This window comes from Streptococcus vulneris (genome assembly GCF_019218685.1).
Lineage (GTDB): Bacteria > Bacillota > Bacilli > Lactobacillales > Streptococcaceae > Streptococcus > Streptococcus vulneris.
The window spans coordinates 14,619-41,075 of sequence record NZ_JAHUZC010000013.1 but is presented as its reverse complement, the minus strand read 5'-3'; the positions used below and the strand labels follow the sequence as shown (position 1 = coordinate 41,075).

Annotated in this window: 20 protein-coding genes and 3 pseudogenes; 5 read left to right on the top strand and 18 right to left on the bottom strand. The window is 31.2% G+C overall.

Features of this window, described 5'->3' with window-relative positions:
- Positions 1-68: 68 nt before the first annotated feature.
- From KUA57_RS08585 to KUA57_RS08540, 10 genes and pseudogenes are all read right to left on the bottom strand, one after another.
- On the bottom strand, positions 69-1,142 hold the full coding sequence (locus tag KUA57_RS08585) for an ABC transporter permease family protein (RefSeq protein ID WP_250646347.1): 1,074 nt from the start codon (positions 1,140-1,142) through the stop codon (positions 69-71).
- Positions 1,143-1,445: 303 nt separating this feature from the next.
- Positions 1,446-1,595 (bottom strand): annotated as a pseudogene (locus KUA57_RS09655) (helix-turn-helix transcriptional regulator); the annotation flags it as partial.
- A gap of 196 nt (positions 1,596-1,791) precedes the next feature.
- Positions 1,792-2,532 carry an ABC transporter permease gene (locus KUA57_RS08575; RefSeq protein ID WP_218494067.1) on the bottom strand — a complete coding sequence of 247 codons (741 nt, stop codon included), beginning with the start codon at positions 2,530-2,532 and terminating at the stop codon, positions 1,792-1,794.
- 1 nt (position 2,533) lies between these two features.
- The gene (locus KUA57_RS08570; protein WP_033685031.1) at positions 2,534-3,277 is read right to left on the bottom strand and encodes an ABC transporter permease; all 744 of its coding nucleotides are present in this window, start codon (positions 3,275-3,277) and stop codon (positions 2,534-2,536) included.
- A gap of 1 nt (position 3,278) precedes the next feature.
- Entirely contained in the window at positions 3,279-4,187 is a 909-nt protein-coding gene (locus tag KUA57_RS08565) for an ABC transporter ATP-binding protein (RefSeq protein ID WP_218494066.1), read from the bottom strand.
- A 113-nt stretch (positions 4,188-4,300) separates the two neighbouring features.
- Positions 4,301-6,373, bottom strand: a complete 2,073-nt coding sequence (locus KUA57_RS08560) for a cysteine peptidase family C39 domain-containing protein (RefSeq protein WP_033685033.1) — start codon at positions 6,371-6,373, stop codon at positions 4,301-4,303.
- Positions 6,374-6,395: 22 nt separating this feature from the next.
- Positions 6,396-9,176, bottom strand: coding sequence for a type 2 lanthipeptide synthetase LanM family protein (locus KUA57_RS08555; protein WP_125448197.1), 2,781 nt, complete (start codon positions 9,174-9,176; stop codon positions 6,396-6,398).
- Between the two features lie 18 nt (positions 9,177-9,194).
- Entirely contained in the window at positions 9,195-9,359 is a 165-nt protein-coding gene (locus tag KUA57_RS08550) for a lacticin 481 family lantibiotic (protein ID WP_080713125.1), read from the bottom strand.
- 399 nt (positions 9,360-9,758) lie between these two features.
- On the bottom strand, positions 9,759-9,914 hold the full coding sequence (locus KUA57_RS08545) for a lacticin 481 family lantibiotic (protein WP_033685035.1): 156 nt from the start codon (positions 9,912-9,914) through the stop codon (positions 9,759-9,761).
- A 27-nt stretch (positions 9,915-9,941) separates the two neighbouring features.
- Positions 9,942-10,097: a lacticin 481 family lantibiotic gene (locus tag KUA57_RS08540; RefSeq protein WP_033685037.1), complete on the bottom strand. Its 156-nt coding sequence runs from the start codon at positions 10,095-10,097 to the stop codon at positions 9,942-9,944.
- Between the two features lie 196 nt (positions 10,098-10,293).
- Here KUA57_RS08540 and KUA57_RS08535 point away from each other — a divergent pair, with 196 nt between their 5' ends.
- Positions 10,294-10,992 carry a response regulator transcription factor gene (locus KUA57_RS08535; protein WP_024056647.1) on the top strand — a complete coding sequence of 233 codons (699 nt, stop codon included), beginning with the start codon at positions 10,294-10,296 and terminating at the stop codon, positions 10,990-10,992.
- Between the two features lie 19 nt (positions 10,993-11,011).
- Positions 11,012-12,367 (top strand): sensor histidine kinase, encoded by a 1,356-nt coding sequence (locus KUA57_RS08530; RefSeq protein ID WP_078238648.1) that lies wholly within the window; start codon positions 11,012-11,014, stop codon positions 12,365-12,367.
- 335 nt (positions 12,368-12,702) lie between these two features.
- On the opposite strand, the pseudogene KUA57_RS08525 reads toward KUA57_RS08530, so the two are convergent.
- The 6 genes and pseudogenes from KUA57_RS08525 to KUA57_RS08500 all read right to left on the bottom strand — a co-directional run bounded on the left by KUA57_RS08525 (position 12,703) and on the right by KUA57_RS08500 (position 20,560).
- A pseudogene (locus tag KUA57_RS08525) lies at positions 12,703-14,568 on the bottom strand (SAG1250 family conjugative relaxase).
- Positions 14,555-14,920, bottom strand: a complete 366-nt coding sequence (mobC, locus tag KUA57_RS08520) for a plasmid mobilization relaxosome protein MobC (RefSeq protein WP_000263039.1) — start codon at positions 14,918-14,920, stop codon at positions 14,555-14,557. The pseudogene KUA57_RS08525 and the gene mobC overlap by 14 nt, the downstream one beginning before the upstream one ends.
- Positions 14,921-14,929: 9 nt before the next feature.
- The gene (locus tag KUA57_RS08515; RefSeq protein WP_218494065.1) at positions 14,930-15,289 is read right to left on the bottom strand and encodes an SAG1252 family conjugative relaxosome accessory protein; all 360 of its coding nucleotides are present in this window, start codon (positions 15,287-15,289) and stop codon (positions 14,930-14,932) included.
- A gap of 327 nt (positions 15,290-15,616) precedes the next feature.
- Positions 15,617-17,932, bottom strand: coding sequence for a hypothetical protein (locus tag KUA57_RS08510; RefSeq protein WP_049552028.1), 2,316 nt, complete (start codon positions 17,930-17,932; stop codon positions 15,617-15,619).
- Between the two features lie 10 nt (positions 17,933-17,942).
- On the bottom strand, positions 17,943-18,989 hold the full coding sequence (locus KUA57_RS08505; RefSeq protein WP_218494064.1) for a TGBp1 family protein: 1,047 nt from the start codon (positions 18,987-18,989) through the stop codon (positions 17,943-17,945).
- The gene (locus tag KUA57_RS08500) at positions 18,971-20,560 is read right to left on the bottom strand and encodes an ATP-dependent nuclease (RefSeq protein WP_094753326.1); all 1,590 of its coding nucleotides are present in this window, start codon (positions 20,558-20,560) and stop codon (positions 18,971-18,973) included. The genes KUA57_RS08505 and KUA57_RS08500 overlap by 19 nt, the downstream gene beginning before the upstream one ends.
- A gap of 273 nt (positions 20,561-20,833) precedes the next feature.
- On the opposite strand from KUA57_RS08500, the gene KUA57_RS09650 reads away from it, so the two are divergent.
- Positions 20,834-20,965, top strand: coding sequence for a hypothetical protein (locus KUA57_RS09650; protein WP_250646346.1), 132 nt, complete (start codon positions 20,834-20,836; stop codon positions 20,963-20,965).
- Positions 20,966-21,345: 380 nt separating this feature from the next.
- Here the strand turns inward: KUA57_RS09650 and KUA57_RS08490 are convergent.
- Positions 21,346-21,759 (bottom strand): annotated as a pseudogene (locus tag KUA57_RS08490) (XRE family transcriptional regulator).
- A 360-nt stretch (positions 21,760-22,119) separates the two neighbouring features.
- Between KUA57_RS08490 and KUA57_RS08485 the strand changes: the two are divergent.
- Positions 22,120-23,070 carry an ATP-grasp domain-containing protein gene (locus KUA57_RS08485; protein ID WP_094753327.1) on the top strand — a complete coding sequence of 317 codons (951 nt, stop codon included), beginning with the start codon at positions 22,120-22,122 and terminating at the stop codon, positions 23,068-23,070.
- Here the strand turns inward: KUA57_RS08485 and KUA57_RS08480 are convergent.
- The gene (locus tag KUA57_RS08480; RefSeq protein ID WP_179211360.1) at positions 23,051-25,357 is read right to left on the bottom strand and encodes a hypothetical protein; all 2,307 of its coding nucleotides are present in this window, start codon (positions 25,355-25,357) and stop codon (positions 23,051-23,053) included. The two genes, KUA57_RS08485 and KUA57_RS08480, sit on opposite strands and share 20 nt — an antisense overlap.
- 93 nt (positions 25,358-25,450) lie before the next feature.
- On the opposite strand from KUA57_RS08480, the gene KUA57_RS08475 reads away from it, so the two are divergent.
- The gene (locus KUA57_RS08475; protein WP_125448006.1) at positions 25,451-26,347 is read left to right on the top strand and encodes a tyrosine-type recombinase/integrase; all 897 of its coding nucleotides are present in this window, start codon (positions 25,451-25,453) and stop codon (positions 26,345-26,347) included.
- Positions 26,348-26,457: the final 110 nt, after the last annotated feature.

Here is a 26,457-nt window from a genome sequence, read left to right as displayed (position 1 = left end):
CCCTTTATTCGCACAAAATAACAATAACCCTTGAAAATCCAGTATTTCCAAGGGTTATATTTTTGTCATTAGAATCCAGCTACCAAGGTATAGAATAACAAGCATGTTACCATTAAAGGCTTCATTGGTAATCGTTTATGAATTGCGGCTAATGGAGAAACCGAATAAACAATAATCGTTGGAATAATGAATATCAATAGTAGCAACAAGACTGAGAGGCTGACTCCAGCAAAAACTAGAATAAACGATGATAAACCAAAACTAGACCAGCCTGACAACAACCAACTACATAAAGAGATAATTGGAATAATGTAGATTGAAAATAGTAGAGAATTTTTGAAAAAAGCAGACCATAATTCTTTTCTATCCCATCCTAAAAGAATCAATGTTCCGAAATGTTTAAAGGATTGAAGAACACAGATTAAGAATAGAATCAGTAAAATGAAGGCATTTACTAAGATGCTGATAGCAAGTATTATTCCCCAAATTCCCTGATCAGTACTACTTCCAAAACTTTCTTTTGTCAAATCCTCAACAGAAATACCTGACCTCTTTGAAAGATGCAACAGAAAGTTATCTCTTGAGACAGCATCGTGGAGACCATTGATATGGTATATCCCATTAATCATATTAGTGTTTTGGAAAGTATAATCTAATCGTTCAATGACTACAGGCGTGCTAAATAATAAATCTGGAAGCTCGTAAAGCATATTATTTGAGCCTTTGTCAAGTCCAATAGTCATACTATTATCACTATGAGATAATAAATTTGCAAATTGTTGTTGTGATACAACTATTTTACCCGTACTTTCAAAATCTGAAAAACCAGCAGAGCTACCAAGGATGTCTATATAAATCCTATTTAGACCTTCTCCTGTATCACTACTTTCAGAACGTTTTGTCCATATGGACAAGTCACTCTGTTCTAAAAAATAATTAAATACATCTTGTGATTGCTCTTCTGTTAACTTCTGAAGATAAACTGTTACGGTCCCGGAATGATGATTATAACTCTGCCATGACTGCTGATACTGTAAACCTGCTAAAAAAATTGCTACCAGAGCAAGTAAGACACTCTGGATGGCAATCAAAAACAGGATTAAGTATCTCATTTTACCTAATAATATGTTTTTGTATGTCATAAGTACTTACCTACAATTCCAGTAACATTCAGCTGTACAGTTCCAATGAATTTAGAAACATGTGCTTCTACTCCAGGTGATTGCCAGCCTGAGAATGCCCCGTTAGCAGTTGCTGAGTGTTCGTAAACACTAGACTGAAGATTTGAATAGCTCCAAGCCGTCTTTTTTGACGCCGTAATTCATCTTGATGAAAAGACCTTCCTTAACCACCTTATCAATATGATACTCGGCTAGGACAACTTCAAACTCCTGAATCTGGTCATGTTTCTCTTTGACCTCCTTGTAGGCTGTTAGGAGTTCCTCACTTGAGAGTTTAATCAAGTAATCAATCGAAATCTGGCGTTGACCAGATTCGATTTTAGAATATGCCGACTGACTACATGATAAATATTTAGCAAGATACTCTTGCGTATAATCATAATCTTCTCTAAGATCCCTGACACGCCTATACATTCGTTTACTTCTAAGAAAATTATAGTTAAGTTTTGAACGAATCTTAGATTTTATACCAAATTGGCATAAGAAGATTATTAATTAGAATATAAATATAGATCTACATCTACATCTACATTTTACACAGAATAACCTATATAGCTTTAATTCAATTTTTCTGACTGATGATACTCAATTTTAAATAGTGCACTATATATCAATATTGTTTATCTTTTTCCAAAGCCCCTACAGTAAATTTATAAAAAACAAAACTATAAAATATATTCACTGCTAGAAAGATAATCATATCGTTTAATGACATATCCGCTAGTGACCGACTACGAAGCGCAATCATCGGTTGAGAATATGGAAAAAATTTTGTTAAGTCTTCATTAATAAAGATGAGGACAAAATTAAACATGCTCCCAATAGTTGCTAATCCCACACTTTTACTGAAATTTCTAGTTTTTACAGTTACATAGGATTGAAGAGTAATTATTGGAAAAGATGCTAGAACTGCTAAGAACAACCATTTGAAATAAGTTTGCAAACTCAGATCTAACGTAATTCCATCAACCTTAGTTGCTATAATAAAAATAAGGAACAGAATTAATTGAACTGGCAAAATTATGATGAAACTACATAGCAATTTCCCAAAATACAATTTCCCCATTGATACTTGATTCACCTTCAACATATCAAGAGTTTTCCTTTCAAACTCAGGCATAATCAACAGTCCTGTAATGATAGCTAGCATAGGGGGATAGAGCAAGGTGCTGTTATAAAAAGTCAACTGCCCCCATAAAACAAGGGATTGCGTCCCATCAACTAATACCTCTCGACTAGCAAAATAGATTCCCAGTCCAATAAAACTAGAAAAAATCAGAAAGGCAATTCCGATCAATAAAAGTTGAGTCTTTCGCGTTTTTTTCCATTCTGCTAAAAAATAACTTCCCATCTTAGTTTCCTCTCTTTTTCAAAATGATATTAGCCAAACCATATAATAATGCACAATAGAATACATAAACTACTAGTTTCCATAGTAGTTGTTCGTCAAAAATATATGTAAATACTCCATTTCCAAGGAACTGGTACTTATAAGGTGCTAAACTACCGAAACCTGTTATAGGATTGAGTAAACTACCAAAACCATTGCTTCTTGGGTTTAAAACAATTCCCAAAAAACCACCTAACAGACCTAACGCTAATAATATACCTTGCCTTTCCAAGAGCATTGCTAGGGTTAAATAGATACAAATCAGAGAAAATATTGCAAGTAGTTGTCCAACAAACTGAAGTCCAATAATTGAGAAGGGAATTGAGATACCTACCTGTTTTCCAAAAAAATAAATAGCAGTAACTTCTACTACCGACATGATGCTAAAGAAAATCATCATAAATAGGAGTTTGTGATTAAAAATAGTTAGAAAATGTTGACCGTTTGCAGCTTGTAACCTAAATGTTTGCCCCTCACGCTCATTTCCAACAATGCGAGCTGCAAATACACAGACTGCAATGGGAAACATAAGAAGATTGACATTTTGATTGCTAAAAAGTGTTCCTACAGTTTTTAACTCTGGATGTGAAAATGCAGATGAGAATGTAGCGATATTCCAAAGCGTAGCAACGACTATTAAGATAGCAACTATGGAAAAAGATTTTGTTCGCCTGCTTTTTAACCATTCAATGTAAATACCTGACATTTTATACCTCCTTTGTTAAATCTAAGAAAATGTCCTCTAGTGTCTCACTTTCTCTAACTACCCGAAAAATTCGATATCCATTTTCCGTTAAATAACTGATCATATCAGCTAGTTTATCATTATTAATATTGCTTAATTTGATATGACTTGCGGATGCGTCCAATACTTCTACCGAACCGAACTCAATCAAACTTTGAACAATGTTGTTCTGTGAAAAATCTCCACCAATCTCAATCCATGTGTTAGATTTAATTGCTTCAATTTCTCCTTCATAAACAAGGCGCCCGTGATTAATAATCCCTACTCTGTCTGCAATATGCTCAATCTCCGGAAGGATATGACTAGAAATAAATACTGTTAGCCCTTCTTCTTTCGCCAACTTCACAATCAATTCACGAATTTCATGAATACCAGCTGGATCAAGACCATTGGTTGGTTCGTCAAGCAATAGAATTCGCGGTTTCTTCACCAATGCGAAAGCAAGTGCCAGTCTTTGCTTCATACCGAGAGAATAATCTTTAACAAGTTTTTTTCTATTCTTTTCTTCGGCCAAACCTACCAACTCCAAAGTCGGATAAATATTACTTTTCTTAAATCCTACCATTTTTTGAAAAACAAGTAGATTTTCATAACCTGTCAAATTAGGATAGTAGGAGGGCTCTTCAATCATTGAACCGATTTGGTTTAAATAAGTCTTATCTTTTTTGATGTTCTGACCATGAACTAAAATCTCTCCAGAAGTAGGCGTTACTAAAGACAGTACCATTTTCATAGTTGTTGTCTTTCCTGCACCGTTTGGTCCAAGAAAACCGTAGATTTCTCCCTCTCGGACTGTGATTTTTTCTAAGTCTACCGTAGTAACATCTTTGTAAACTTTTGACAATTTACGTAATTCAATAATATTTTTCATTCCTATATTACCTCTCGTAAGTCTTGGTCTTAAAGACTTTCCCTTCTCTTGTTTATACTATAAATTATATCTCTGCCAGTTAAAGGTAACATTAAGAAAGAGGAAATTTTCCCTTAAACTTTCGAACGAATAAAGTTCTCGTAGTTTGAATTCCTTTTCATAAGGTTCTCATGGCTATCTTTGATTACTTCCCCCGTTTCACTATCAATGAAAATGATGTAATCAACAAAATTAACAATGTCTAAATGATGACTAACCATCAACATTGTTTTATCTGAATATCTAGTACTTCGTAGTACATTCTCATAGATTCTATTTTTACTATGTTCATCCAAATTACTAAAAGCTTCATCCCAAAAAATAATTCCATCTTTTTTTATCAAAGATTTAGCAATAAGTAATTTTTGAATCTGCCCACCTGATAGATTCTTCCCCTGCTTCAATAGCTTAGAATGTATTTTATTTGGCAACTGAGAAATAACCTCATCAGCTGTCGTATCATTCAATATCTGATAAAGTGGAGATAAGTCATCAGATATCCATTCCAAATTTTCTAAAATACTTCCTTTTCTTAACGTCATGTTTTGCAATACTACACTCAGGTAATTCTCAAACTCCTTAATTCCGTATTTTAGAGAACCACTATAGCGTAGCATTCCCGCTAATAATAACAATAGTGTAGATTTTCCACTACCCGACTTCCCGACAATAGCGATTTTTTCTCCTTTTTTAATTGTCAGATTCACATCATCATAGATTGGTTTGCTGCCATACGAAAAATTCAATTTATTAGTTTGAATTAGATAATCCTTTGAGTCTTCACTCGGTACAGTAATTGGTAACGTATCTTTTAACAAATCACTTTGTTTTTCAGCATAAACCCCTAATCGAAGTATTTCAAAAACAGCTCCTTTTACCTGTTCAATTGCAGAAATCAATATTGAAATACTAGTCTGATATACAAGTAAATCCGGGAGCGAGACCTTAATGTAATCATTATAATAAACTGCTATAACTATTATTGATGATAAACTAATGTAGTTAAATATAGTTCCAAGCAGTTGAGACAAATTTTCAATTTTCAATATTTGCGAATATTTAGTTGTAACTTGATTGTTAACTGTCATCCAAGAATTGAAGACATTATCTTCTTTCCTCATTATCTTAATATAGTCTATATCCTCCAAATCAGTCTGTAGTTCAGAATTGAAATCAATTAGATATTGTAGATAGGTCTGATTATATTCATTTTGCTTATAATATAGCACTATAGAAAACACACTATATATAGCAATCATTACGACTAAAATCAAGGTTAATTTTACTGAAATAGTTATTAAATAGATAAAAATTACAATAACAGAAATAAGACTTATAAATGACGGAATAATTTTTAATGTAACATTATCTCTTAATGTCGATTTAAAATTAATTTTTTCAGAAATTCCCCCACTTAGATGATTTCGAAAATATAACAATGGCTTTTGTAACAGCCTTCCAAATAATTCCCTACTATAATAATCATCAAAATCTTTATTATATCTATCTAAAGCACCATTTTTGATGAAATATCCTAACAATTGAAAAATAAGAACGATACCTAATAAAAGTAAACTAACACTAAACTTGAAATCATCTGCTAGCATTTGTCGCAAAATTATTGAAAACAATAATACACTTGTTTGGATAAATAGCAAAGATAGCATAAATAACGCAATTGGTTTCATTTGAAGAGTTTTCTTGAAATACTTCCAAAAGATTGAGTTGTATTTTTGTGATTTAAAATCACTACCTTTGTTTACCATAATCATTGTTTCGGAATAATGCTCCATAAACTCACTTTTACGGTATCTTACTTGTCCAATAGCTGGATCTACAATTAAAACTTGCTCAGATGTAATTTTTTCAAGAACCACAAAATGATCATTATTCCAATGGATAATCATTCTTTGCTTAGTTTTTTGATAGACTTTTAGTAACTCGTCAATTGAGGCATGATAGGCATTTATGGTTACTCCAAATCTATCATTTAGAGTCAACAGATAAGATACACTTAGCCCATCTGCTGGCAATGAATCTCTATCATAAACTTCATATAGTGGAACTCTGTGCCCTAAGTCGTTCAACAACATAGTATAACAGGCCAAAAGACAATCTTCTTCATTGTTTTGTAAAATAATCTTCATCGTACTTCTTCCTCTCTATCCCTTATAAATTAGGAATAAGAATGTCAAGCGAACTGTCTTCTTTTAAATATTTTGCTGTAGAAAATAGAACACCTGGAATTCCTGTCATTAGACCATAGACATTATACTTTGTATTAAAACTACACATCCAACCTTTTTCTAAACCAAATGCATGCAATTTTTTATATTCTCTATCTAAAATGCTTTTGAATTTTTTGGACTCGTCATTTCCCAAATAATTCATATAATAACTAAGAGCCAGTAAATTTCCACTAGTTCCGTGACAAAGGGAAAAATTAGTCATATCAAAACCAATTTCAACAATTTGTTCTGCCGCATGTTCCACATCCTTCTTCAATTCTTCACGCTCAGAATCGGATAAAATCTTATATCTATCATCTAATTGTAGCTGTGCTAACCTTGCAACTAATACTCCCGTCGAACCGTGGCACCAATTTGCACTTGTCTCGTTATTCCTTTTATCAACCCACCCCTTATCAATCTTCTGGCGATTATCAAAATTTCTAGCCTTGTTAAATAAATCTAAGGCATCAGTGCTTCTCAATTGACCAGCCAACAAAAGCAATGCTATCTCAACACCCAAATTCCCATGTGCAAGACTAACATTATTCACTTCTAATCGGTTCCAACAAATGTAATTTTCATCATAAATACCTAGCTCTTTAAGTTTATTAAGCGATTGAGATAGATTTTCTATCGTAGTATCTGTATTTCTAAACGCAGTAATTTCATTTGGGAAACTTGATAAAAAGTCTGCTTGAGATACATCTATGTTTAAACAATAACTATCTATAATATCTGACATATAGCTTGGGAGTTTCTGGTCTGTAATTAAACCAATTCTAAAAATAGCCGAGATAATGCCTAATTTCCCAACGAAATAGGATGTGTTTTGTATTTTAGAATAAGAATTTAATAAAGTAGAAAAAATTCGTTTCAAGCAAGCAATAATTTTTTTTTGTCTCAAAGAATCAACTAAGTCATAAGCTTCAGATAAAGCAATACCTATGCCAGCCAACCCTTCGTACACTGAATCATCCATTGGAACTAATTCAAAGGCATCATAATCTGTAACTTTCAAAGTGAGCCAGTTTGTACTATTATCTCCGAAGGAATATCTCTCATCATTCAAAATAATATCAACCAACGTATTAATTCCTGTGTATAATACCTCTTCATCATTACTGGGGCGTTCATATTTTCGATACTCCTCTTGAAGTTCTGTACTATACAATGCTTGTGTAGTTTTTATTGAGAATTCTATTAAATTAATTTGTTCTTCAATTAACTCCTCATTTAGATTCTCTAGCTTTTTAATCACTACACTTAACGCAGAAGTCCCTAGTTTCCAAATAATTGTCTCTCCATCTCTAATGTTACAACTATTAATATTCACATAAAAATAAGGAATATCCATATTTAATAACTGCTTCTCCTCTGATTGGACTAATGTATGACTATCATACTCATGTAATTTATTAGCCATTTTTTCAAATAGTATCTGTGATTGATTACAGTATACTGGCGAAATAAGTAGTTGTCGAATTAGACTATAGTCTCTAGTATTCCGAAACAAAATTCGAGTTTGAATATCACTATGAGTCAAGTAAAGTTTTTCAAGATATTTCTTTTCCTTCACAAAAAAATAACCTAATTCTCTGAATCCTTCTTTAATGAAATCAATATATTCTGCCGCATTAAGATAATTTTTCTCTCCCATAGAATTAAGAAAATAAGGCAAATGATCTTGATTTTTAATCTGATATTTTTTCTTCTCAACATGCACATCATCTCGATTATAATTCACAACAATCTTAGCTTCGCCAATAAGAGTTCCACCAAGAACTCCACTAGTATCTCCACCGAAAATCTTATCTGCTTCAGCAATGGGAAGAAGACCTGTTGAAAGTACTGAATTTCTACTGTTCTCTATAATTTGGAAGGTCGCTTCGTTGTTCGCTATCGTGTCAAAAGGTGTTATAGAGAAGATTGTTTCAACATCTACAAGAGTTGGAGTAATATTTGCAGATATCAAATTTTCAAAGTGTAAGTCTGAGATATTTAGAATATAGGAATATGCTAATAGGTAACCTACTCTACGATAAAACTCTTCGGCTTCTTTTTTTGAATTTAATGGTCTGCTAATTATAAATTTTTCCCAAAAATATTCTTCTTTATCCAAAAATTGAGGAATAAAATGGATTTTTTTGCCCAAATAAGCACTAACTCTAGCATCTAAAAGATTCAAAAGAAGATTTGGTTTAGATGATTTCTTTTTAAAAACAACTTTTTGCTCCTGATAAGTTACAATACACACCCCGTTACCGTTATGAATATCTCCTGTCACTTTAAGCTTAATAGCATCTATATTAGGAATTAGGGAGTTACTACTAATGTAATCTTGATCTACTAATTCTGAAAAATCTTCAATAAATCTATTTTTCACATATTCCATTAAGTCTAAGTATTTCTGGATGCTGAGTATAACACGATGATTTATATCCGAGAAACGTTGCTCAATTTCATCTAATATTATTCCTTTCTTACATAGGACATTATTAAAATAATCATAACGTATCTCCGATGAGGAACCTACCAAGCTTTCTTCAATTCTTTTTTCATTGATTAAATAGATTAGCGTTGGTCTGTAATAATCAGAAATTTTTTTCTCAATATCTTTGATAATATCACTATTCTCTAGTAGTAATTCTGGAAAATATTTTTCAATAAATACTTTTGGAAAGCTGTCAAATTGGCTATATAGAATTTCTTTTTCATTCATACTACTATCCTCCCGCGACTAACAACATGTAAAAATGGCTTGTAAACTGTTCCAACGACATTCTGCAGAAATTGTATTAACACCGTGCCCCTTGCCGCCTCCTAAAAGTATATCTAATTCATCAATTTGAATCTCTTGCAATACATTTACTGCCTCACAACACATTTCTTTATTAATTCTCATAACATTTAACCTCTTTCTTATATTAGGCACTTAATAATTATGTTCCCTATACGATGATTTTAATACTGTTACTTAAAGATAACTTTAAGAAAAAATTAATTTAAAATAAATTTATAATCTATACAAATCAAAAAGAGTACTGTATCTAATATCTACCAATTCATATCCTCTCATTCACTATAAATTAGTAAAAATCAAGAACTACTTTATCTATCCTTTTCTATTTTTTAGCGAATTCTCCCCCTGACTCCAAGCTTTATTCAAAAACTATACATTCTCACTATATCTACAGAATAGACAAAAGAAAAGACAAACCTCAAATAGTTCTTGGGTCTGTCTGTAATTTTTAAGAGGAATACCCTCTTTTGAGTAACTTCAAAGATACCTAATCGCACAATATTATGAGCAACATGTAAAGAAGAATTGGAATGAATTCATGTGACATTCATGCGAAATAGTTTTAAATACTCCATTCTTTCCAGCACCAATAATTTGCTCTAATTCATCAAGACTTACTTCCTGAATCGTATTCATTAGTTCATATTCTTTTTTCATGACAGCTACCTCTTTTCTATAAAATCTTTATGAACAACATGTAAAGAAGAATTGGAACGAATTCATGTGACATTCATGTGAAATGGTTTTAAATACCCCGTTCTTACCCGCACCAATAATTTGGTCTAACTCTTCAAGACTTATTTCCTGAATTGTGTTCATTAGTTCATATTCTTTTTTCATAGTATTTACCTCTTTCTATTTTAAATATCGGCAATCTAGATATCTTCTTTGTTACAAGTTTATCTTACAATGGCATCTTAAAGCTTGGATAAAGAAAACATAAATTTATCTTTAAGATTATCGAATATGAAATGTTCACCTTTTATCTAATAGCTTTATTTATGGTATAATTAAGTAAACTTTTGGAGGTGAAAACATGAGTTTTGAAGCACAATTATTAAATAAACACATATTGATTGTGGATGATGATACAGCGTTAAGTGAATCAATTAAAGAGGTACTTGTGAGTCGTGGTTTTAAAAATATTAGTCGCGCTTATAGTATTAGTGAAGGAATTGATGTTTTTTCGGTATCCCATATTGATCTAATTATTTTAGATGTCATGCTCCCAGACGGAGAAGGCTATTTACTCTCTCAATATGTGAGAAAAATCTCAGATATTCCAATTCTATTTTTGACTGCTAAAAATAATCCTGACGATGAAATTAGAGGACTTGATTCGGGAGGAGACGACTACGTTACAAAGCCCTTCTTACCTAAATCTTTAACGTATCGTATTATTGCACTGTTAAGAAGAGCTTATAAAGATGAATCTGAACTCATTGAACTAACTGACTGTATCATTGACTTGAACAATGCCAGTGTTAAGAAAAGTGGTCAAAATCTATCGCTAACACCTACAGAAATTCAAGTTCTTCGAAAATTATATGCTAATAAAAATTACATAGTCTCTACTGAAACAATTTGTGATACAATTTGGGGACTTGAGAGCTTTGGATATGAGAAATCTCTAATGGTACATATTCGAAATATCCGAGAAAAGATAGAACTTACCCCCTCTAAGCCTAATCACCTAATTACTGTCAAAGGACTTGGATATAAACTTGTTATTTAGATAATTTAAGGTATAACCCATGAATGTTTTCAAAAAAAATATACTAAAGTTTATTCTATCGTTTATTTTTATCATCATAGTTGATGTAATACTTTTAGTTACTGCAGCAAATTATATTCGTAGCCAACAATCTGCATCAAACATCATCGAAACAGTGTCGTCTGAAATTGTTTTAACTAATGGAAATTATGTTGTCAGTCCGATAGCCAAACAATTAATTGATGAAAATAATTTATGGATGATGATTATTGATAAGAACAGTGGCAAAGAAAAATTCAATATTGACAAACCCAAAGATATAGCTAATCAATTTAATTTTGCAGATGTTGTTCGTTTCTCTAGGTTCTACTTAAAAGACTATCCTGTATTTACTCAAATAAAAGACAATGATAACGATATCTATATTATTGCATTTCCAAAAGATAGTATTATTCGCTATGGTAATAATTATTTTGATTTGAATCGAATTCAAATTTTTCCAATCATTATTGTATCAATGATTTTTGCTAACATATTGTTCTGTTTATTTTTATATATCTACAGTGTTACCTTCCTAAATCGAAATATTAAACCGATTATTAACGCAATTGTAAAACTACCAAATGGAGGAAACACACAAGTTAAATCTGTACAGGAACTAGATAAATTAACACTTGCTATTAACTCAGCCAATCAAAAACTTCGTGAAAATGAAGAATTTAAGGAAAATTGGATTTCTGGAATTGCACATGATATCAAAACACCACTTTCAGTAATTGTATCAAACACATCCCTAGCGATTGAAAAAACTGATAATGATCTATTACTTAAGTATCTAAAGCCTACCCTAGTTGAAAGTCATTATATCCAAAACCTTCTTAATGATTTAAATATATTTGCCCGATTAACAAATGGTAATCTGATATTAAATCGAGAAATTGTATACATCGTTCCATTTTTTAAGGAGATTATTATCCAAATTATTAATCAAGAGATTTGGCATGACTTCAATTTTGAATTCACTTCTGACGACGGTTTGTTTAATCAAAAAACGTACGTCGAAAAATCTTTGATATCGAGAATTATTCATAATCTGATTTATAATTCTGTGCTTCATAATCCTTCTGGATGCGATATTCAAATCATTCTTAAGCATCTATCAAATAATACATTTTCAATTACCGTACGCGATAACGGAATAGGGGCCTCTCCCAACAGACTTAACAACATTAATAAAATTGAAGAATTTAGCTTTGATATTTCTGGTGTTCGTAGAAGTGGTATAGGATTGAAAATTACTAAGCAAATCGTTGATTTGCATCATGGTGATATGGTTATCACCAGTCAACTGGGTGAATACTTCCAAACAACTATAACTTTAGACACTGTTAATTAACTTGAAAAGGCAACTGTTTTCTATACAGATTTTATAAGTTCTATTTTTATTTTAAAATCGCCACAGAATAATAATGCTGCGATGAGGTTTTGCATATTCTTACCGTTTTTGACATCTCTAAACAATAGATTATTGGCAACCTCAAAGATAATGACCTCATGGGCAGAACAAGTTAAGTCCTGCATGGACAACTCACTCGCTGTCCTTTCTCTCTGGTAGCCTGAATTAATTCAGCATTATCATTATAAATTGACGATAATAAATATATTATTTGTCCTTAAATATCTATAAAATAAATTTAAAATGTCGAGATAGTTACATTGCCAGCATTTCTATTACTGTAATGAAATCTCCGTATCAAACTTTTGATTAAAGCCTTTACCAGTATTCAACATTTTTACAAATGTTTCTAATCTTTTTATGAGTCTCTCATACTCACCAATATGGTGACCTAGTTCCTCTTGCAATGCTCTTATTTCTTCAGTCACTTGTTCTAATGAAGTTGATTCTGTCAAGTTCAGTTTTGAAAAGTCATGTCTTGCAAGCTTTCGACTGCTCACATCCTCGCTCTTCAAATTGATAAGCACTTCCGCCATCTTATTTAAGTTGGCGATTTTTTCATTAATTTGATTTAGTTTTATATCTATCTCTGCTATTTCTTTTACTAACTCGTCTTTAATGTCTTGGTATTTCTTATCTGCTTCAGTTAATTCAATGAAGAGGTTAATCTCAGTAATCTTTTCCTGTAGACTCTTAACTGTAGGTCTTCTGTATGGTATTACTCGACTATCGTTGGTTAGCTGTCTTATCAAGGTTCGTCCTTTGACATACTGATTCTTATCCGAATGTTCTTTGTTATAGACAAAGTATGAAGTTGTCTCACGTATAAAAATTTTATATTTTGTCTGATTCTCTTCTTCCAGAATATCTAATTGATAATTGGGAATAAAAACAAGACCGCTCTGCTTAATACCAAAAGACACTTTGATATAAATGCCCTCATCAACTTGCTTCTCTATTTGGTTCTCTGCAAGTTCCACTTCAAATTCACGAACGATATCTCGTTTTTTCTTAAATGTCTCAAAGGCTTCCTCAATCTCTTCAGTGGATACTTTATCCTTATCTCGTTCTTCCTGGAAAACATGGTACTGTTCCTTTAAATTCTCTAATCCTTCTGAAGCAACGACTTCCTTATTTTTAAAATAATCTTGAAAAAATTTGACGTCATATAATTTCTTATCACTTATTTTTTGATGACCCAAACTTATCTTTTGATTCTCTTCTTCCAGGATAAAAGTTACATTTTTTTGTTTTAAGTCAATGGTTAGATTCAATTCTTTGGCTTTTGTTATTAAATCTTCTAAAGAATTGACACGGTTCAACAAAAATTCTAAACGACTTTCAATCTCTTGCTTAGCAAAATGCGTTCTAAAAAATTCTTCATCATATAGATCTCGTTTGCTGAGTTGGCGTCCTCGAATTGGTTTTATCATCGTTCTATCTGTCATCAAAAAACGGCTATGCTTTCGACTAAAATCAATCTGAACATGCAACTACTTTGCTTTCTCTAAAAAATCATCAAACGATTTAGATTGCTGCAGCAAAAAATAAAGACGTTGCTTTAATTCAAATTTATGACTAGACTGCCTATATTTTTGATAGTCACGGTAAGAAAAACTCTTCTCAATAATTTTCGCCCCAGCCACTTTAGAAATACGGTCTGAAATCATACGGAGGTTTCGTTCCAAGGCATAGTTCCATATCAACTTTTTATCTGAATTGCGGTCAATAGAGTTGATTAGGATGTGATTATGAACATGATTTTTGTCTGTGTGAGTTGCTACGATAAACTTAAAACGACCTCCTGTCAATTCCATCATGGTCTCATAACCAATGCGGTTAATTTCTTCAGGTGTCAGATTATCTTCAGGAGAAAATGATTGAATGAGGTGATGAGCATGAATAGTTTGTTGGTGTTTTTCTTGTCGGTCGTTTCTGGATTCGTACAACTTGTCATTATTGGTGAAGTTGACATTGTACATCTCTACCATTTCTGCATGACTAGGGAAGTCCAAGTAATTGCTCATGCCAAAATCAGATACCAATTTCAAATTGTCCGTTTTATCAGGGTTGAGAATATACTTAATTAAACGCCTACGATATTTTTTTCCGTGCGTCGCAAAGTGTTTAGTAACTACCATGAAACTCCTTCAGTCTTTTCACCTCCACTTGAAATTCTTTGTCCACTTCCTTAATTAACTCTCCGACTCCTTTACTCAATTCTTGTAATTGGTCCTGAGAAATCAGATGGCTTTGATTAATCGCACGCGCAATTTGATTTATGTTATTTCCAATCCGTCTCAATTCAAAAACTAACTGGTCATAAGTATCAGTGTTAATCGTGACAAATGACATATTGGGATTAAGTAAAACTTTTCTGGCATAGACTGAGAAATTTTGACAATTGCTCTTAGCAATCCGTTCATTCAATTGGTGTAATTCTGGATCAGTTAGAAATACTTTTTTGAGATTGGTACGATAGCGATAAACCATTACATTCTCCTAACCCATATATTTTTCACGGAACTCACGACTGAGTGGCTGCACTTGATTCACTTCTGCAATCAATTCTTGAACGCAAGTCAATAAGATTGAGACGTACTCTTGAGTCACTTGATGATTTTCTCTTGCGACAACCAGAACTTCATACACATCTCGACTAATCTGTTCAAACTTTTGAGACTGCCAAAGGGAGAACCAACTTTCAAAAATTCTATCCTGATAATTCTTTTTCAATAAATTTTGACGAAGAAATTCTGAGAAACTATCCACTTTTTGTTCTCTCATCATTTCTTTTATCTGTTTTTCTTCTTGTCTCGTAATTCTAAATTGCTTTCGGATTGACTTAATTTCTTGTCCCATTCTGATATCCCTTCAACATTCTACTTGTATGACAGTGTAAGTCTACCTCACATTGTCAGTACGCTTCCTAAAGACCTCACTTGCTTCTTGTTCGGTCTTTGCGAGCTCAGATATTGTGTCCACAATATCCCAAAAATCATATCGTCAACCGACCAAAACCTTCTAGTTTTGATAGCCAACGATAAGTTAACTTGGTGGCTTCGCCCCCAAACCCCTAGTTAAAATTTTTTAGGAATGATATAAGGATAACAGAGAAGATTTGGAAAAGATATCACAGCGTTGAATAGAGAGTAAAAAAGAGAGCTGAATGCTCTCAATAAAACGGCTCTATACAAATTTGATTTTTTCTGGAGAACCAAGAGATGTAAATATTATACCCTCTGGAAAGACATAGTTATGTTTAAAAATATAATCGATTAACATTCTAGTCGATTCTGGATAGTTTTTAAAATATTCTTTATAAGCTTCATCTCTATATATGACACTTTTCTCCATGACAGAACTATATGAGTTGTTAGCATTACAGCTTGATTCTATACAATATTTCATAGCATATTGTGCCAAAATTTCTGGGTCTACTATATTTTTATCTCCCTTTTTATCTAAATATTCAATAATTGTATTAACTGGTTCAATGATATAATGCGTTCGTCGAGCTTGTAAAATAATATCAGACCAGTTTTTTATATAATCTGGCGCTTGATTGGCTAAAAAATTTTTTAGATGTCTAAAAACAGACTCTATTAAACTTAATGTGTAGAAACCATCAACCGGGAAATATGTTGCTAATACCGACTGACTTCCTAACCCGAGAAACATATTTCCAATGTTTAAATAATGAGCATCCAATACCTGAGTCTGACATGCTCCCAATATCGTGACAACAGGTACAACTTTTAAATTATTTTCTAACTCAATCATATCAATTTCATCATCGCCAATATGAAGTTTACCAATCTGATCTGGTTGATTTCTACTAATTTCAGGCATACTACCGTGCCCATAGTAAATAAAAAAAGTTGAAGGGTTTTCATTCATTGTACGAATAAAATCCGTTTTATTTCTAACTTCATAGTAATTAACATAATGGTTAGGAAAATAATCTTTCAATAACTCCCCTAATTTTTTCCCATTATTATATAGTTCGTCAGATACATTAAGACTATTAATTACTAAAAATGATACATTAGCTTTTGGAATTTTTGTTTTTAAATTATTTTTTGCTGAGTTTACTAGCGTATTACCAGGAATAATTGGCAATCTACTGATGGATTTTATTAATCCCAAAGGAGTATCTTTATATTTAACCCATTCAATTGGTGCATCTGTAATGAATTTTATATGCTTTCCATGTTTAACAATAATATCAATAAAGTCATCATCTAATGATAACTTTAACTTCTCAGATATTTTATGGAAATTATTATTGAATTTTTCAATTTCTAATAAATTGGAATTCTTTATATTTTTAAACATATGCGAATAGCATAAAGCAATATCTTTAGAGGGTAAGTTAGGCAAACGCACATACGGAGATTTTGTATCTAGAGTAAAATTAAGGGATAAGGAATCTAAAATTGAGTTTTCTGATGCTCTGTCAGAAATTATTGGTAGCATCTTTTCAAAATCTTTACCAATTCCTATTCCATAATATCCTGAAAAATCATATATCTGCCGAAGAACTGATTTAGACAGTCGTAACTGAAACTCTCTATTTACCAAATCAACACTTGTTTTATTTACCATCGGCAAAACAAAAACCATATCTGTTCGATAAGATATTTCATCAAATCTCTTAAAAAAATAATCCGATAGATTCAAAAAATATTTTTCAAGAATATCCAAGTCTAAATCTGCAGTATCTATTGAATCATCCCATTTCCTTATAATTTCAATCAAAGAATCAATTCCTTTTTCATGTTTTGCAAGATATATGATATACTTTTCTGCAATTAGGAGCTTTAAATAATATTTCAAATCACTTATCGCTTGTTCCTCTGCCACTAGTTTTCCTTCTGTTGTTGGGTTATCAAATGGTTTTGGTTCCTGCCTATTTTCAAATATAGATAGGTACAAACCTCTATTACGATTGATTGCAATCTCTAAAGGTCGCAAAAAGTACTTATGAGGTATGCTAATCGGCTCAATTTTTGTTTTATCAGAGATTGTAACTTTATTATCTAATATCTGACTAGCATTAATGCTATTTTTTTCAACAATCAATTTTAGTTTGCTGAAAGGAATATCTACTCCATCTGTTAAAAAAATCACAGGTAGTGTTGTTTCTTGTATTTGTTCAATAATAGGATGATCTTTTAATTCTTCAGGAATGAAAACGCAGCCTAAAGGAGTTTGTTTAATTAAATCTATAATACCCTCTGTATTCTTAATTAACAGCTCTATGTTTATGTATTCCGTAATATAATTTGGTTCTTCAACAAATGAGGATAGAGGCCAAGGAAGAACTAACTCTTCAAAACTTTTAGGTATATGAGCAACTAAATACCTTGATTGAGTATGAGTCACAATGTTCCTATTAAAACGATAGGAGAATGTGTCTCTCTCAATAAAATTTGGATTATCATGATTATTTGTAGTTAAAAAATAACTTACAAATGGTATGTTTAAAAACTGTTCTGTCATAATATTTCCTTTACTTTATCTTCTTATAATCTATGATATCTTTTTGATTTACAAAATATAGGTTTCCCCTCGTACGTGTACACGCAACATAAAATTTACTTTTGGTTTGTGAAGAAAGTTCATTCAAGCGATCAGCTGCGAATAATTTGTATGATGTTGGATTTAATACTACACAAACATTGTCATATTCAGAGCCTTTACTATCCCCCCAATTCTGACTTTTACAATCATATTCATAAGATTTTTGATAAAAAAGTTTCATAACATTATCATTTGTCATTATTGATTCTATTTTATCCTTTGAATCTATGAGAATAATTTCGGCAGAAAGCTTTTCTTCTCGATGTGATAAAATTTCAATAGCTAACTTATCAACAATAAAGTCACAAACTATTTTTGGACAACGATAACTTTTTGACAAACTCGATAAATCAATTTCATATCCTGAATCATAAAGAACTTTTAACCAATTCTCAAAACTCGAATGGATCCCTTTTCCTTTATTAGCTCGCCTTGAAGTACTAAAGGTTTTTTGATAAAAATCTCCAAATAAAAATACTTCTGCATTAAGATTACTTAAACTTAAAAGCCAATCAAAATCATCTGATTCAAAATCCTGACACTCATCTACATAAATACAATCAAAAAATTTATCAATTCTATCCAAATATGAATTATCAAATCCAATCTCTTTCCTCTTATAAATTAATGAACCCCTTAATAGAGATTTAGAAAGTTGATTCTGAACAATTCTTCCAGTATTATCTATAGTAGTGTTATCAAATTTCCATTGAGGCTCATAATCAAAATTTATTCCTTTTGGTCGTTTCCCTAAATATGGCACTAAGCAAAAACTATATAGAAACTCAAAAACACCAAAAATAAAAGTAGACTCAGGGATGAATCCAAACTTGTCAATCAACTTTTCTCTGATTGTATTCTGGTTCGTCTCTGTATACGTAAGTATAAGATTTCTTTTTTGAGGATTAATACTTTCAATTATTTTAGTTGTTTTGCCACTTCCAGCAACGGCATGAATTAATCTTTTATTATCCATTCAATCGCCTCTTTAATGTAATCAGGTATAATAAATTCGTCACTTCTATGATCAGTTTCCATTTTTTCTAGTAATCGCAATGCAAATTCAGCCTTCTCCCTAAGCATATATCCTAATAAATCTTTAGATTTAGTTAAACCAAAAGAATCTAACAAATCCTTGTTATTATTATAAATACATAATTCAAATGTTCGATTAGCATTATCTAAATCAGAGGAAACTTTTATATTCTGGAATTGTTGATAAGAACTATATTTTGACTGTACTTTACTTTCATAATCACCATCGTTATCCGTTATAACTGCTACTTTTTTATCAGTAAAGTTGGTTGCAATTTCTAAATACCTCTCAAAACTTAATCCATCTACAGAAATAATTGATACATTAAATTCTTCAGGCTTTTTGGAGTGGAGTATTTCGAAAAACTTCTCTACTAAAATATACTCAGCATTCCCCTCAACAAGAATTATCTTCTTACCTAGAGAGAAGTTCAATAAATTTTGATTAGTAGATTTTTTGAAAAATCTTACAGTATCTTTTTTCAAACCTTTAAGTTTAGATATCTGACCATTATCTAAAAAAAGAAGATTGTCTACACCCAATCTTGAAGCAATCATATTTGAATGAGTCCCAATAAAAACTTGAACACCTGTTTTTGAACTTAGCATTCTAACTAATTTTTGGAGGTTTTGGAAGCTCAAATGATTCTCAGGTTCCTCAATAAGTAGTATTTTAACCGTTTCCTTGAGATGACTGTATGCATTTTCAACACCTAATAATACTTTTTCTCCTTGCCCTAAATTTTTTATATCTACACCATTTTTTACAGCTGATACTGAATTTCTAAATGAATTTTCTGATTCGTCAAAATGAAGTTGGAATTCTGAAGCATTCTCCTTCAACAGTTCATCCTTCCTTAAAGTCTTTAAAAAATTAAATGAATTTATCCTGTATTGATGATTAACTTTTGCTCTATTTTCAGCTGATATATTTTCTAAATACACCTCATGGATGCGTTTTTGAATTTCTTGTTGTGTATCAATAAGACTGGTATTTATTATCGAATGTAGAAACTTATACGGTTTATTGTACGAGGAGTAGGGTTTCCCTGAAAATGTCAAAAATTCAACTCTATAGAACTCAAATGGAAAGACTGTCCAGTTACTATCATTTAAGACAGAAGTAATTTCAGATATATAATCTTGATCGGGAATTATTTTTAATGAAAGTCCAAAAGCTTTGATTTTTTGAGAGTTATGCTTTCCTTCAATATTGAAGTTAGAGGAAATTTCAGTACATAATTCATCAAAATAAATTTCGACAAAGGCCTCAGGAAGCTGATTGATATCCTTTGTTCCCATAAAATCTAAAATCGCTTCTTGATTAATGATACTAGCCAAACTACTTCTCTCAATCTGACTATGACTTCCACTCAGCACTAATCCAACAGCATACAATAACGTCGACTTTCCTGCACCATTCTCTCCAACGAAAATGTTAACTTCTGAGTTACAAATAAAATCAACTCTTTTATAACGCTTAAAATTTTGTAAAATTATCCTAGAAATCATACATATCTCCTAACATCGATTAGCATAACATGCTCAATAAAATTATATCACACTAGTGATAAATTGTACTTAATCACTACCTTTAATAACCAATAACTCCTTAAATATATCTCTTCCTTACATCTTGAAAAATTTTTGACATAATTGTTGCATAATAAAGTAACTGGAGTTTTATCTTATGTTTTCTAGTATTCATCTTAAAGAACGTAGAATACCCAAACTGAACTCTCCAACCTATTAAAAATCAATAGAGCTTCATACAACAAGTGGGAAATGGGGAAATCCAATCCAAATCAAAAAAATCTTTCTACTCTGGCAAGAACACCTGATGTTCCAACAATCTATTTTAAATCAGAATACAAGATTATGCCCCAATCTTCAGTTCTCTTCAAAAAATTAAGATAAGGTTGATGAGTACGCAGGGGAATTACTTCAAACACAACAATCTCATGATAAGGTTGTGACACGTTTTCCTGTAGAAGTGTTCTATGATGTTTCTCTTTCTACTGGTCTTGGAGAATCTCTCTTTGATGAATAGTGGATGCTGTGCTCGAAAACTATCAACATCAATAATGATTATATTGCCCTGAAACTCTTTGAGCTTGATACAATGGATAGTTTTCTTTCTAGTTCGCCACGAAAGAAAGCTACTGGATTTTGTCTCATTTTCTTTCCTCTCGTCAGTGTGTGAATATTGCAAGCTAAGGTACGGGCAAACTCCTCCTAACTATATCATAAAAACTCATTAAGCTACTATCCGATTTTCTGGTGTTTTCTAGTATGCTCTAAATACCATCCAAGTAGTCTCTGTAACGCTCCAGTTCTTCTAAAGTAGTCAACAGATAAATGTTAGTATTCACCATAGCAGACAAGTCAACACTCATCATTTCTCTCATCATCAAAGGGACTGTCTTTATAACGATAGAGACAAGCTAGGAGACTTTGTTCCACGTTTCTTGACAATCTCCATTTTTAGAGTTACTTCATAATCTTCAACTGGATTCAACATTTTTTCTTTCCCCAGAATATCGACATAGGATACGTTGACCTTCTAGCAAATAGCATCTATCAGTCCCGTTGAAAGTGGACTGGTAACGTTCTAGTAACGACTAAGGCTATTACGTGAAATACCCCCAATTCGTGTAAATTCTGGTTGTGTCATGTGTCTTTCGTAAAGATTTGATACGGTCTCCAATCAGGGAAATTTCTTTTTACTTGATAATGCTATCATATCATTTAGAAATTTAAAAAAGACTGATTCAAAATCATTAGAGGATATAGTTCTGAAATTGAAATTTTTCGTTCTAATCCTATGAAATCTCGATTTTCTAATAAATTTGTACTTATTTTCTTCAGACTATATAAATATTTCGTCGTTGTAAGTTTGTAATTGACTCAAAGGTATTAGATATAATTTCAAAACAGTGTTTTAAGCTATAGTTGACCAATATCATAGTTTGCTATTTAATGTTAAGTAAAAATTCATTATACAATTCAAGCTACTGAAGATGAATTTATGGTATACTAGTGATAATAAATAGTTATCGGTAGGAGAAATTATGAGATTAGTAGTCATTTTAAATGTCAATCCAGATTCATCCATTCAAACAAAAATTATCGAAAACAGAGAATACACTCGCAATGAATTGAGAGATATTCTCTATAAAAGTTTTTCTAAATTTATTGATGAAATCATATTTTACGATAATTTTGAGAGATTCAAAAAAAGTGTTTTTAATCACCTAGACGATTTTGTGTTAAATTTTGATTTTGGCTATAAAAGTCGAATTAGAAACATGAGTGTCCCAGCATTTTGTGAAAATTATAAAATTAAATATTTCAACCCAGACCCATATGTACAAGTTTTATGTCAAGATAAATTTATGACAGAGAAATTTGCAGAAAATTTTGGTATAAAAGTCCCAAAAAGTTTGTTAGTATTTGCTCATTCATACACTAAAGAAATTTTAGCGAACTTTGAATATCCAATTATTATTAAACCGAACTATGAATCAGAATCAATAGGAATTACACAAAACTCTATTGTTGAAAATATGGAACAGGCAGATATGGCCCTCAAGAAATTAATGAAGGACTTTGATGGTATTCTAGTAGAGGAATACATTGAAGGAAGAGAAGTAGCTATTACTATTTTGGAAAATAAAGGAAAGTTATTTTTTGAAGAAGTTGAACTTATTTTTCCAGAATATAGTGAATTCAAGTATCAGGCTTATACCTCAGAAATTAAACAAAAAATCGGTGTAGAAATCGAAAAAAGTTGCTATTTAAGCGACAAAGATATTATCAACTTAAAGCAACTTTATAAGAACTTGTCTCCAAATAAATTGATACGAGTAGATGGTCGAATAAAAAATGCAGAATTTTATCTAATAGAGATCAATGCCAATCCTGGGTTATATCCAAAATCTGTTGTGCCTAAAACATTCAACATAAATGGCTATACGTACGATGAAATGATACAAACACTCTTTACTCATCATTTAAATTAAGGGGGAGTTTCCACGAAGTTTCATACATTAACTTCATTTTATAATCTGAGAAGTTTTTGATTTGATTATCAGCTAGTTTATTACAGTACATTTCGACCTTTTCAGAATTGTACATTCTATAATAATAATGGCAGAGGTTATAATAAATTTTATCAATAAATCTTTTAAAACCTGTCTCGTTTAACAAATCTTCTAATTCATACACAAGCATTTGACAATTAATATCTGCTATTTGGTCGCTTAGAATATAGTAAACTAGTAAATTATTATAAATTGCGAGTAAATCATATTGATCATATGCAGTTAGCTTAGCATTATTGAGCAGTTCTGGGATAGAGTTATCAATATCATTATTATGGAATTTAATGGTGGCTTCGTTATGAAGAATCATATGATTGTAAATAAGGCTGTCTCCAAAAAAATCTCTGGCTTTATTTAATTGCTCCTCTGCATCATTAATTTTATCATTGACCGCATACAAGTAAGACAAGTAAATAGCATTTAGACCAGAGAATTCTGCATTTTCTAGACTATAAATTCTACCTGAAATTTCCTCAACTTTCCTTAGTCGTTCAGAAAAGCTAAGCTCAAATACATTTGAAATTCTAATTAAATACGGGTAGTACGGATTATCTACTTGTAATTTAATATTTTCAAAGATTGTTTTAGCCTCATCTCTACGTTCTAATTGTATTAAGTTCATTAGTTTAATCAATGATAGTTTGAAAAATTGTGAGCTTTGTTCACTAAGATTCATAATATTTTCCTGAATGTATTTAATGGATTCAGGAAACAATTCACAACGATTTAAAATTAAGGACTTGGCAAATACTATGTCTGCCGTAACTTCTGTTGAAAGATTGATAAACTCTAGTGCCTCATAGTATAAATTTGCATCATAGGCTATTTTAGCTAGCGACAGTGCGAAGGAACTATCTTTCTCAATAAATCTCTGCCTATTTAAATAAAAAATTTCAAAATACTCTTTACGACCTTGTTGTGAATCAAAGTTTAATAAACGTTCCTGTATCTTAGGTAATATTAATTTAATTTGTAAGAAAAATTTTGAACAAATATAGTAATCAACAAGAGTATCTAAATAAACAAATTCATTTGTTTGAGATAGCTTTAAGTTAAGAAATCTGATGAGAATTGAGCCAACAAATGTTTTCTCTTTTTTGAAATAGGTTTCTTGTCTAATTACTTCTGATACAGAGTTTGATAGAAAAACGAAGTTTTCAACTTGGTCTAATAGCCCTTTTTCAAGAAGAAAATCGATATCTTCTTGGGAAAAAGTTTTATCAGTCTCTAACATGATTTCTCTTAAATCCGTAAGTGATAATTTTCTCTTTGTGTAGAATACAAAAAGTAAGAATACTAATTGAGTTTGAGAAATATTTTCAATAATCTGGTAAATGCTCTGTAATTTGGAAGCCTTATTTTCCTTCAAACGCTCAGAAAAATCTTTTAGTATTAAGGAGATTTCCGATAAATCTCCTTTTCTTATAGAATCCTGTAAAGTTGTAAAATTAATTTGTTCAGCTTGTAATGCTAACTGATTTGACAAAATATTTATGTATAGTTTAATGTGCTCATCGGAGAGTTTTTCTAATTGATATGTCCTCAATATTATGTTGCGACTATTTTTAAAACTATTTTCAACTTTTTTATCTGCACACTCAAAAATGAATAGACTTCCTTCAGATTTTTCAATCAATTTATTCAATAAATCGAGTGATTCTTGATCAATTACTGAGGCGTTTGGAAAATTGAAATATAAATTTTCATGATCTAGTACATATTTTGCGTATTCAAATAGATTCTCAGTTTGAGCTTTTAAAATAAAAGTTTCGTATTCTCTAGGATCAGGTATTAAAGAAGGCAAATTTACTTCAGAGATTATAGATTCTAAGCCATTTTCTTTAGATACCATTCCAATAAAAGCTTGACCAAAAAAAGAAGACATTTTTAATAGTAGTTGCAGGGCCTTTGAACTATTAATTTTTTTAGTATAGAATGCTTTAAAATCAAGATACCCATAGAACTGGCTTACTTTATCTAACTCAATTACAAAACGTCTAAATGTAGAAGAGTTTTCAGTGTCATCTAAATGAAGAATCTCAATAGGAGTTTGTGAAAAATGTTTTATAGTTTCTTTTATAAACTCCGACTTCCCTATACCTGAATTCGCTCTAATAATATAAACTTGACTTTTACCTGTTTTTAAATGTTGTTTATATTCATTTTGTATTTTATCTAGTTCATCTCTACGATTTATAAATTCCATATTTTTATTTTCCTACCGATAACTATTTATTATCACTATACAAAGCACTCAAATAGGTTTATAATAGCATGATTATTGATAAAGGAGATTTTTATGGATTATAAACTTATTTCTACTTACTTAGATTATTGCAAAACTCATAAGCGTTTGAGTTCACACACGATTCGCGCTTATAAGAATGATCTTATGCAATTTTATAACTCAGACTATGATAATGTCGAATCCTATATAGAACACTTGACACAATCTAACATAAAAACGAATACATTAAGAAGAAAAATTGCTTGTATGAAGGTGTTTTATAACTATCTAAAATACCAGAACATAATTGAAGAGAACCCCTTCAATCAATTGCGTTTTCAATTTAGAACTGAAAAAATATTGCCTAAAACGATTCCGTATGACATTCTGAAAAGTATTTTTTTATATTTAGAGCAGAGAGTAGTTCTATCTAAAACTGATTATCAAAAACAACACGCTGAAAGAAATCTACTAATTATTTCACTTTTACTTTCAACAGGCATCAGAATTTCTGAACTTTGCCACATTCATCTCAAAGACATTAATCTTTCCAATAAGACACTCCATATTATAGGAAAGGGTAAGAAAGAACGTATCCTATTTTTAGGAGATCAAAAAACATTCAATTTATTAGAAACATATATAAATAAAACAAGAAATGAATCCAATGATTTCTTGTTCCCAGGGAAACATTCACTTAAACCATTGTCAGAGCAAAGTGTACGTTTAGTAATAAAGAGAATCGTTGAACAAAATAACTTTTCTAGAACTATTACACCGCATATGTTTAGACATAGCTTTGCGACAATGCTTCTAGATAGTGATGTAGATATTCGATATATTCAACAAATTCTTGGACATAGTTCTATATCGATCACACAAATCTATACTCACGTATCTCATTCAAAGCAAAAAGAAATACTTAGTTCTTTTAATCCCGTATCAGTAATTCATTCTGAAATCGAGTAAGAGAACTTTCCAAAGCCTACAGTTTAGTTCATCTAAAATTAATTTTTGTAGTTCGACTTTAGTTAATAGATTTTATGCTCAACAAAAGCAAAAAACATACAACACTCCAC